The following is a 10,185-nucleotide window of genomic DNA, read 5'->3' as shown; positions in this document are numbered from 1 at the left end:
TCGGGGCGACGTGCGCCCCGACCCGCCCGCGGGTGGATGGTGATCAGTCCCTAGGTGGTGAGGGTGTCGAGCGTGACGTCCGCGGTGCCGGTGTTCCCGTCGCGGACGTAGGTCAGCTTCGCGTCGCTGCCGCCGGCCAGGAATCGCACCTGCGCCGTGAGGTCGGTGCGGTCGCTGATCGGCACGCCGTTGAACTCGGTGATGACGTCGCCCTGACGGAGCCCGGCCGCCTGCGCCGCGCCTCCCTGACTGATCTGGACGATCAGGGCGCCCACCTGGGTGGCCGCCGTGTCGCTCGTCGCGTCGTCCACGCTGGCGCCCAGCAGTCCGTGCGAGGCGGACCCGTTCGCACGGATCTCCTTCGACACCCGCTCGACGAGGTTCGACGGGATCGAGAACCCGACGCCGATGCTGCCCGACGAGTCGCCCGAGCTCGCGATGGCGACGTTGAGGCCGATCAGCTTGCCCTCGGAGTCGAGCAGGGCGCCACCCGAGTTGCCCGGGTTGATCGACGCGTCGGTCTGGATGACCGGCAGCGAGATGACGCTGCTCGCCTGGTTCTGCTGGGTCCCGTCGCCGTTGTTGAACGAGAACGGCCCCTGTCCGTTGTTGTCGTTCGAGTCGCCCTGGTCCGAGCCGTCCGACGGAGCCGCCGACGACTGGACGGTGATGCTGCGGTTCAGGGTCGAGACGATGCCGTCCGTGACCGTGTTCGACAGACCGAGCGGCGCGCCGATCGCCACGGCGGTGTCGCCGACGTTCAGCTTGGACGAGTCGGCGAACTCGATGGGCGTGAGGTCGGTCGCGTCGACCTTGAGCACGGCGAGGTCGACGACGGGGTCGAGACCCACGACCTCGGCCGGGAGGATGCTGCCGTCGCTCATCGTGACGCTGACCGTGCCCGAGGCGCTCGCGCCGTCGAGGGTCACCACGTGGGTGTTCGTGACGATGTAGCCGTCGTCGGAGAGGATCACGCCGGACCCCGTGCCGCCCGACGAGCCGGAGGCCACGTTGATGGTCACGACGGACTTCGTCGCCTTGGCGGCCACGGCGGTCACGACGGTCGCGTCGTCGTAGTCGTTGACGGTCAGGTCGCGTGCCGGACCGGCCGCGCTCGACGAGCCGGCGCTGTTCTCCGCGACGGCGCCGCCGATGGCGCCGCCCGCCGCACCGCCGGCGATCAGGCCGACGGCGAGCGTGGCCGCGAGGACGCCGACGCCGCCACGCCGCTTGTTCTTCTGCGGGGCAGCCGGCGCGCTCCAGGCCGCGGTGCTGCCGTACGGGTTCTGCGGGTCGTACTGCTGGCCTGCAGCCGGGTACGCGCCGGCCTCGGCGTACTGGGGAGGCGCGGCGTAGCTGCCCGGAGCGGCGTAGCTGCCCGGAGCGGCGTAGCTTCCCGGAGCGGCGTAGCTGCCCGGAGCGGCGTAACCGCCCTGCCCCGCCTGGCCGTCCGGAGCGCCGTAGCCGTAGCCGGCCTGGTCGCCCTGACCGTACGGAGCGTGACCCGGGTACTGCCCCTGCTGCCCCTGCTGCTCATAGCCGCCCTCGGATCGACCGTAGGCGTCGTGAGAGGGGTGCTCGCCGGCGGCGTACGGCTGCGGTGCGGTGACGGACTCGTCGCCGAGCGGTCGAGGCGAGCTTCCGGGCAGCGGGGGCGCGCCGAACGTGACCCCGCCCTCGGGCGCCTGATCGGAGCGCGTCGACGCATCGTCTCGTGCCGCGTCACGGTCGTGGTGTCCGCGAGTCGTGTCGTCGGCGTCGTCGGCGCCTCGGGGGTTCTCGTTCATGGGCGGGTGCTCCTTTCAAGCCCGATCAGCCTGGTCTCTCCACATGTGCAGAGCATTTGGCGGACCTGTGAGCGGGCTGGGCCCAGCTTATGCGGCGGCTGGGATCGTGGTCCGACGTGGTGCGGGGCCCCGCGCCCGGGCGGGCTACGGTGAGGACCCATGACCACCCCCGCCCCCTGGGAGCGCACCGCCCGCGGTGCCATGCTGCTCGACGACGCCGGACGTCTCGCCCCGACGATCTTCGCCGAGATGTCGGCCCTCGCCGCCCGGACGGGCGCGATCAACCTCGGTCAGGGGTTCCCCGACGACGATCCCCCCGCCCCGGTGCTCGACGCCGCCCGGGACGCCCTGTACGGCGGCCTGAACCAGTACCCGCCCGGACGAGGCATGCCGGTGCTGCTCGAGGCCGTCGCCGAGCACCAGGCGCGCTTCTACGGCATCGGCCTCGACCCGGAGCGCGAGGTCCTCGTGACGGCCGGAGCGACCGAGGCCCTGGCGGCCACGCTGCTCGCCCTCGTGGACGTCGGCGACGAGGTGGTGACCTTCGAGCCGTTCTACGACGCCTACGGCGCGCTCGTCGGTCTCGCCGGCGGGAGGCACCGGACCGTCCCGCTGAGGGGTCCCGACTTCCGGCCCGACCCGGACGAACTCCGGGCGGCGTTCTCGCCCAGGACGAGGGTCGTGCTGGTGAACGACCCGCACAACCCCACCGGCACCGTGCTCGACGACGAGACGCGGCGCCTGGTCGTCGAGCTCGCTCACGAGTTCGACGCGACGATCGTCACCGACGAGGTCTACGAGCACCTGCTGTTCGACGGGCGCGTCCACACCCCGATCTCGACTCTGCCCGGCGCGGCGGAACGCACCGTCACGATCTCGAGCGGCGGCAAGACGTTCAGCGCCACGGGCTGGAAGATCGGCTGGCTCTCGGGCCCGGCGGACCTCGTGTCGAGGATCCTCACCGTCAAGCAGTTCCTGACCTACGTCAACGGGTCCGTCTTCCAGCCCGCCATCGCGGCCGGGCTCCGGCTGCCCGACGACCACTTCGCGGCCTCCGCCGCCGACCTGCAGCGCCGACGGGACCTCCTCTCCACCGGGCTCGCCGCCGCGGGGTTCGACGTGCGCGACTCGCGCGGCTCGTACTTCGTCGTGGCCGACGCCGCCCCGCTCGGCCACCACGACGCCGCCGACCTGTGCCGCAGGCTGCCCGGACTCGCGGGAGTGGTCGGCGTCCCGATCAGCGCCTTCTGCCGATCCGGCCTCGCCGCCGAGTACTCCTCGCTGGTCCGGTTCGCGTTCTGCAAGCGCACGGACGTCCTCGAGCGAGCCGCGTCTCAGCTGGCCTCGCTGAGCGTCTGACGCCGGGCGAGCTCGGCACCGGCGCGCTCCGCCCAGGAGGCGGCCCCGGCGCGCGACGCCTCCGCGCCTCCCGCCAGCTCCGTGGTCGAGACGACGGCGGCGAACCCGTCGGTCGGAGCCTCGACGGAACCGGCCACCAGCATGGTCGGCACGCCCGCACGATCCGCGAGCCCCACGACGAACGACACCACCTTGCCGTCGGCGGTCTGATCGTCGAACCGCCCCTCCCCCGTGACGACGACGTCCGCACCGGCGACGACGTCGTCCAACCCGACCAGCGCCGCCACGGCCTCCGCCCCCGACACGAGCGAGGCGCCCCAGGCCAGGAGGGCGAACCCCGTCCCGCCCGCGGCGCCGGCACCGGGGGTCCGGGGATCCACGGCCACGAGGTCGGCGACGTGCTCGAGCCCGCTGTCGAGGGCGAGGACGTCGTCGATCGAGGCGCCCTTCTGAGGGCCGAAGACGAACGCCGCACCGCGCGGGCCGAAGAGCGGGTTGACGACGTCTGAGAGCACCGTCGCGCCTCGGGGCGGCAGCGGGCGCATCCGCGTCAGGTCGAGCCGGGCGGCCGCGGCGACCCCGTGGGCCCCGTCGACCACGACGTCGCCGACCGAGTCGAGGAGGCGCGCCCCGAGTTCCGAGAGGAGCCCCGCCCCCGCGTCGGTGGAGGCGCTGCCGCCGAGGCCGATCACGATCCGCGTGGCACCGGCGTCGAGAGCGGTGGCGACGACTCGGCCCACCCCCCGCGTATGAGCCTCGTAGGGTGCCGGGGACGACATCAGCTGCAGGCCGCTCGCGGCGGCCAGCTCGACGACGGCCGTGCCGCCCGGCAGCATGAGCCACGGCGCCCGGACCGGACGCCCGTCGGGGCCGGGCACGTCGACGAACCGTCGTTCCGCCCCGACGACGCCGACCTCGAAGGCGTCGAGCGTGCCCTCGCCGCCGTCGGCCATCGGCACCTCGGTCACGTCGTCCTGCGGGCGGGTCTCTCGCCATCCGCGAGCGATGGCCGCCGCGACCACGGTCGCCGACGCCGACCCCTTGAACGAATCGGGGGCGACGATGACTCGGAGACGGGGCATGCCGTCAGCCTGGCACGCCGCGCACACGCTGTAAACGCAGAAAAGCCCTGGTCAGAGACCAGGGCTTTTCTTCTTCTGTTGCGGGGGCAGGATTTGAACCTACGACCTCTGGGTTATGAGCCCAGCGAGCTACCGAACTGCTCCACCCCGCGGCACAAGAAGAAACACTAGCACGGGTTCTGGCCGTCGTCCAATCGAGCCCGGCCGACGAACGACGAGACCCCCACCCGAGCATCTCGGGTGGGGGTCTCGCGTCGTGCTCGGGCGTTACTCGCCGCTGGCGGCGACCGCGTCCTCGAGGGCGGTCTGGAGACGGGCGTCCGCCTCCGCCGCCGCGACGAGGTCGTTGTCGGCGTAGGCCGCGGCACGGTCGTCGAGCGCCGCCTGAGCGTCGGCCAGGGCCTGGTCGAGGGCCGCATTGGTCGTGCCGGTCCCCGTCCCCGGGTCGGTCGCGCCGGTGTCGCCACCGGTGTCGCCGGTGTCGCCACCCGTGTCGCCGGTGCCGTCGCCCGTCGAGGGCACGCCGTTGTCGCCGGCCGTCGCCCCCGAGTTGCCTCCGAACAGGGCGTCGAGCGCACCGTCGAGGGTGTCCTCGAACGCGATCTGGTCGCCGAACGACACGAGGATGCGCTGCAGCACCGGGTAGGACGTCTCGGAGTTCGACGTGACGTAGATCGGCTGGACGTAGAGCAGACCGCCGCCGACGGGGAGGGTCAACAGATTGCCTCGCACGACGCTCGTGTCGCCACGGGTCAGGAGGGCCAGCTGGTTCGCCACCGCGGTGTCGGTGTTGAAGTTGTTCTGCACCTGTCCGGGCCCCGGCAGGGTGTCCGTGCGGGGCAGCGTGAGCAGCGTCAGCTCGCCGTAGCTGTCCGCGACCTCGCCCGGCGTCGATCCGGCGTCGGCGTTGGCGGCGAGATAGCCCGTCAGCACGTTCCGCGCGTTCTCACCCGACTGCTGCGGGATGTAGGTCGAGTAGATCGAGAAGGCGGGATCCTGGTCGGGCAGCTGCAGCGTCAGGTAGTACGGCGGCTGCAGAGGCGGGCTGGCCGCGTTGCTCGTCGGCTCGTTCGGCGTCACCCACGCGTCGTCGCTCGAGTAGAACGAGTCGGAGTCGGTGACGTGGTACGTGCCGAGGATGGCGCGCTGCACCTTGAACATGTCCTGCGGGTAGCGGACGTGCTCCATGAGATCGACCGACATCTCGGACAGCGGGGTCAGGGTCGACGGGTAGATCTTCTGCCAGGTCTTGAGGATGGGGTCCTCGGTGTCCCAGGCGTAGAGGTTCACCGAGCCGTCGTAGGCGTCGACCGTGGCCTTGACCGAGTTGCGGATGTAGTTGATCTCGTTCGAGGCGTAGGTCGGGCGCTCGGTGTAGGTGTCGGCGATCGCGTCGCTCAGCGCCTGCGGCTTCGAGTAGGGGTACTCGCGGGTCGTCGTGTAGCCGTCGACGATCCACACGACCTTGCCGTCGACCACGGCCGGATACGGCGCGCTGTCGAGGGTGAGGTACGGCGCGACCTTCTGCACGCGCTCGGACGGGTCGCGGTCGTAGAGGATCTGCGACTCGTCGTTCACCGCGTCGGAGAGGAAGATCTGCTCGGACTGGAACTTGATGGCGTAGATCAGCTTCTTGAACGCGCTGTCGAGCTTCGGCCCGCCGTCGCCGTCGAAGGTGGTCGTCTGGTTGGTGCCGTTGTCGTTGCTGCCCGACGGGTAGTCGAGCTCGATGTCGTTGTCGCCGTTGCCGCCGACGATCGAGTACGTGGGCGACTCCTGGCCGAAGTAGATCCGCGGCTCGTAGGCGTCCGCATCGCCGAGGGCGCCCGTGACCGGGATGCCCGACTCGAGGAACACCGGCTGGCCGTCGGCGGAGCGCTGGTTGCCGTAGGCCGCGACGACGCCGTACCCGTGGGTGTAGACGAAGGTCGTGTTGTACGGGGTGGCCGAGGCGCCGAGCTGGTCGGTGTTGAGCTCGCGCACCGCGATCACGGTGTCTTGAGTGTTGCCGTCGATCGTGTAGCGGTCGACCGAGAGCTGCTGCGGGAAGCTGTAGTACTGGCGGTACTGCTGCAGCTGGGCGAAGGCGTCCGTGACGAGCGCCGGGTCGATGATGCGGATGTTCGCGGTCGTGACGGCGTCTCCGGCCAGGGCGCCGGCCTCGGCGTCGGACTGGGCGTCGTAGGTCTGCTCCTCGACGTCCGCGACCCCGTAGGCCTCGCGGGTGGCCTGGATGTTGTTCTCGATGAACGGCGCCTCGACCGTCCGCTCGCTCGGCTCGACCTGGAAGCGCTGGACGATCCAGGGGTAGATGCCGCCGACGATGATGCTGATGATGATCAGCGCGGCGGTGCCGATCACGGGCAGACGCCAGCGGCCGATGATCGCGGTGACGATGAAGAGCACGGCGACCAGACCCGCGGCGAGCGCCAGGATCTGCTTGCCGGGGATGCCGGCGGCGTCGTCGGCGTAGGTCGCGCCGGTGAGGAGCTTGTTGGCACCGTCGGTGAGCGTCGCGTACTGGTCGAGCCAGAGGCTGACGCCCTGCAGCAGGAGGTACAGGGCGGCCGTGATGGCCAGCTGGATGCGCGCCACCTTCGAGATGCGGACCTCGCGCCCGGTGAAGCGAAGCGCGCCGTAGAGGTAGCTGGTGGCCACCGCGGCGAGGCCGGAGATCAGGACGACGGCCGACGCGAACCCGACGACGCCCTGGAAGAAGGGCAGCGAGAAGACGTAGAAGCCGACGTCGAGCCCGAACTGCGGGTCCGTCGTGCCGAACGGGGTCCGGTTGAGCCACTGGAGGGCGACCTCCCAGCTGGTCGACGACGCGATGCCCGCGAAGAGGCCGAGGACGATCGGGACGCCGAGGACCACGACGCGACGGAGCGGCTCGATCACCTGCTGGTAGCGGTCGAGCTGCGAGTTGAGCTTGGCGTAGACCGGACGGAACCGGAACGCGATGTCGATGCTCACGTAGACCGGGACGGCCATGGCCAGGAACCCGATGAAGAACATCACCGCCGAGGCGATCCACTGGGTGGTCAGCACGTTCGCGAAGCCGAGCTGGTCGAACCACATGTAGTCGGTCAGCAGCGACGAGAAGATGAAGAAGGCGATGACCAGAGCGGCGAGGATCGCCACTGTGACCAGGATGGGCAATCGGGGCGAGCGCCGGACGGGTCGCGACGATGCAGGTGACGTCAAGGGTGTGCTCCTGGTTCAGGGGTACGTGAACCGCCATCCTAGGTGCCGGACCTGACCGTTCGACAGTGACCCCCTCAGCTATGCGCCCGCTGGACGGGAGCCCTCAGCCGGCCGTGCAGGTGGGCAGCGACGAGGTGTCCCCGCCGTCGGCCACCGTCTCGAGAGCCGTGACGGCGTCGTCGAGGGTGTCGACCGAGTAGACGTCCAGGCCGCCGGGCACGTTGCCGACCACCTCGTCGCAGTTCTCGGACGGCGCGAGGAACACCGTGGCCCCGGCGTCGCGGGCCCCGTACAGCTTCTGGCGGATTCCGCCGATCGGCCCGACCTGACCGGAGGCCGTGATCGTCCCCGTGCCGGCGACCTTCTCGCCTCCGTTGAGCTCGCCCGGGGTGGTCTTGTCGATGATCCCGAGCGCGAACATCATGCCGGCGCTCGGCCCGCCCACCTGGTCGAGCTTCAGCGTCACGTCGAAGGGGAAGTCGTAGTCGACGCTGACGCCCACCCCGAGCAGCGGGGTGTTCTGCACCTCCTGCGGGGTCACGCTCTCCGTGACGGACGCGCCCGCGCGGTCGACCACGATCTCGGCCGCCTTGTCGACTCCGTTCTCGGCGACGAGACGCCTCAGCGTGTCGACGTCGCCGTCCGCCTCGAGGCTGGTGCCGTTCACGCTGGTGACGACGTCCCCTTCGCGGAGGACGCCCTCCGCCGGGCTGCCGGCCGAGATCTGGCTCACGGTGACCGTGCTCGGCACCGAGTAGCCGTCGTGGATCATCGCGGCGGCGATGGCCGACTTCTGCGAGTTCTGCATGTCGACGGCGTTCTGCTCGTCGACCTGCTCGTTGGTGACGCCCGAGGGGTAGATCGCCTCGACCGGCACGACGGCGCGGCTGGGGTCGAACCAGGCGGCGACGACCTCGACCCAGCTGGGTCGGACGCTCTCGTTGCCCTGCACGCTCACCGTGAGGAGGTCGAGGGTGCCCGCCGTCGGGTAGGTCTCGGCGCCGGACACGGTGATGAGCGGCTGATCCGATCCCTCGTACTCGGCGCTGCCGAGCGTGTCGAAGACCGGGCCGGGCTGCTCGATCAGGTACGGCGACGGCAGGAAGGTCAGGGCGAGACCGGCGACGAGCGCGACGCCCAGGAGCGACCAGCCGATCCGGCCGGGACGACGGGAGGGCGCGGAGGCGCGGGTCGGGGGCGTGAAGAAGGCCACGTCGGTCCTTTCGATGTTCGCCACGGGCGCAGCGAGGACCCCGGGGGCGGCGGCCGAATCCCAGGCTGTTCCTGTGGCCAGCAGTTAGCGTAGTTCGTATGACCGATGATTCGCAGCGAGAGCCGGAAGACGAGTTCCGCGACATGCTGCGCCAGTTCCTGTCCGGCAACTCCGAGATCGACCCGTCGCAGCTCGCCGGCGTGGCGGGCCTGCCCGACGACCCGGCCTTCGTGGCACGGCTGATGGGCCAGTTGCAGAACGCCGTCAACCGGAGCGGCGACGGTATCGACTGGTCGGTCGCGACCGAGCAGGCCGTCGCGGCGGGCACCCAGTCGGCCGTCCCGGCCTCCGCCGCCGACGAGGCCGCCCTCGAGCAGGCCTTCAACGTCGCCGCGCTGTGGCTCGACGACGTCACGTTCGTCTCCGAGCTGACCGTCCGCCCGCGGCTCGTGACCCGAGCCGAGTGGTCTCGTCTCACGATGCCGGTCTGGAGCCAGCTCGCCGAGCCCGTGGCGTCGTCGATCGCCGACTCGTTGACGGGCGTGCTCCGGGACCAGGCCCCGGAGGAGATGCAGTCGCTCCTCGCGGGCGCCAGCCAGGTCATGCGCAGCGTCGGCGGCACCCTGTTCGCGATGCAGCTGGGGCAGGTCGTCGGCCAGCTCTCCACCGAGGTGGTCTCCGGCGGCGACGTCGGCATCCCGCTCCTCGACGACCAGCAGGCCGCGCTCGTCCCGCAGAACGTCGCGTCGTTCGGCGAGGGACTCGACATCGAGGCCGATCAGATCCAGATCTACCTCGCGGTCCGCGAGCTGGCCCACGCGCGGCTGTTCCGTCACGCTCGCTGGCTCCGTCTGCACCTGATCTCGTCCATCCGCGAGTTCGCCCAGGGCATCACCATCGACACGGAGCGCCTCGAGGCCCTCGCCGTCGACTTCGACCCGTCGAGCCCCGACGAGCTCCGCGACGCGATGGCCAGCGGTGCGCTCATCCCGCCGAAGTCCGACGAGCAGCTCGCGGCGCTGGCCCGACTCGAGACGACCCTGGCCCTGATCGAGGGCTGGGTCGACGTCGTCACCGCGGCGGCCACGTCGCGACTGCCGAAGTCGGGCGCCATCGCCGAGACCGTCCGACGGCGACGCGCGGCCGGCGGCCCCGCCGAGTCCGCGTTCTCCACGCTGGTGGGCCTCGAGCTCCGCCCGCGGCGCCTCCGCGAGGCGGCGGCCCTGTGGGCGGCCGTGACCGACGCGGTCGGGGCGGAGCAGCGCGACTCGCTGTGGTCGCACCCCGACATCGTCCCGACCGGCGCCGACATCGACGACCCCCAGGCGCTGGTGGCTCGCCTGACCTCGACCGAACCTGCCCTCGACGACGTCGACCGCGCCATCGAGGACCTCCTGAACGACACGTCCGACGACCGCCCCCGCGAGGCCGAGGACGGCTCGGCCGACGAACCGGGTCCCTCCCCCGAACGCTGACCCGATCGGAGCGCGGCGCCCCCTGTGGAGAACCTCCCCCGGGGCGTCGTCGGCCGACATGATCG

At 71.2% G+C, this 10,185-nt stretch carries 6 protein-coding genes and 1 tRNA gene; 2 read left to right on the top strand and 5 right to left on the bottom strand.

The genetic code is table 11. The features are described from left to right. Window positions 1-50: 50 nt before the first annotated feature. Complete coding sequence (locus tag FFA01_RS05735) at window positions 51-1,787, bottom strand: S1C family serine protease (protein ID WP_146853884.1); 1,737 nt, start codon at window positions 1,785-1,787, stop codon at window positions 51-53. 159 nt (window positions 1,788-1,946) lie between these two features. Here FFA01_RS05735 and FFA01_RS05730 point away from each other — a divergent pair, with 159 nt between their 5' ends. After that, window positions 1,947-3,146, top strand: coding sequence for an aminotransferase class I/II-fold pyridoxal phosphate-dependent enzyme (locus FFA01_RS05730; RefSeq protein ID WP_146853882.1), 1,200 nt, complete (start codon window positions 1,947-1,949; stop codon window positions 3,144-3,146). Here FFA01_RS05730 and FFA01_RS05725 read toward each other — a convergent pair. The 4 genes from FFA01_RS05725 to FFA01_RS05710 form a co-directional block, all read right to left on the bottom strand. Further along, complete coding sequence (locus FFA01_RS05725) at window positions 3,122-4,228, bottom strand: glycerate kinase (RefSeq protein WP_146853880.1); 1,107 nt, start codon at window positions 4,226-4,228, stop codon at window positions 3,122-3,124. The genes FFA01_RS05730 and FFA01_RS05725 overlap by 25 nt on opposite strands. A gap of 78 nt (window positions 4,229-4,306) precedes the next feature. Further along, window positions 4,307-4,380: transfer RNA gene (locus tag FFA01_RS05720), tRNA-Met, on the bottom strand. Between the two features lie 115 nt (window positions 4,381-4,495). Beyond that, entirely contained in the window at window positions 4,496-7,378 is a 2,883-nt protein-coding gene (locus FFA01_RS05715; RefSeq protein ID WP_371859178.1) for a UPF0182 family membrane protein, read from the bottom strand. 157 nt (window positions 7,379-7,535) lie between these two features. Continuing rightward, window positions 7,536-8,660 (bottom strand): YlbL family protein, encoded by a 1,125-nt coding sequence (locus FFA01_RS05710; RefSeq protein WP_371859177.1) that lies wholly within the window; start codon window positions 8,658-8,660, stop codon window positions 7,536-7,538. A gap of 83 nt (window positions 8,661-8,743) precedes the next feature. Between FFA01_RS05710 and FFA01_RS05705 the strand changes: the two genes are divergently transcribed. After that, on the top strand, window positions 8,744-10,120 hold the full coding sequence (locus FFA01_RS05705; RefSeq protein ID WP_146853878.1) for a zinc-dependent metalloprotease: 1,377 nt from the start codon (window positions 8,744-8,746) through the stop codon (window positions 10,118-10,120). Window positions 10,121-10,185: the final 65 nt, after the last annotated feature.

Source organism: Frigoribacterium faeni, from assembly GCF_007988805.1.
GTDB lineage: Bacteria > Actinomycetota > Actinomycetes > Actinomycetales > Microbacteriaceae > Frigoribacterium > Frigoribacterium faeni.
This window is presented reverse-complemented; position numbering and strand designations above follow the sequence as displayed.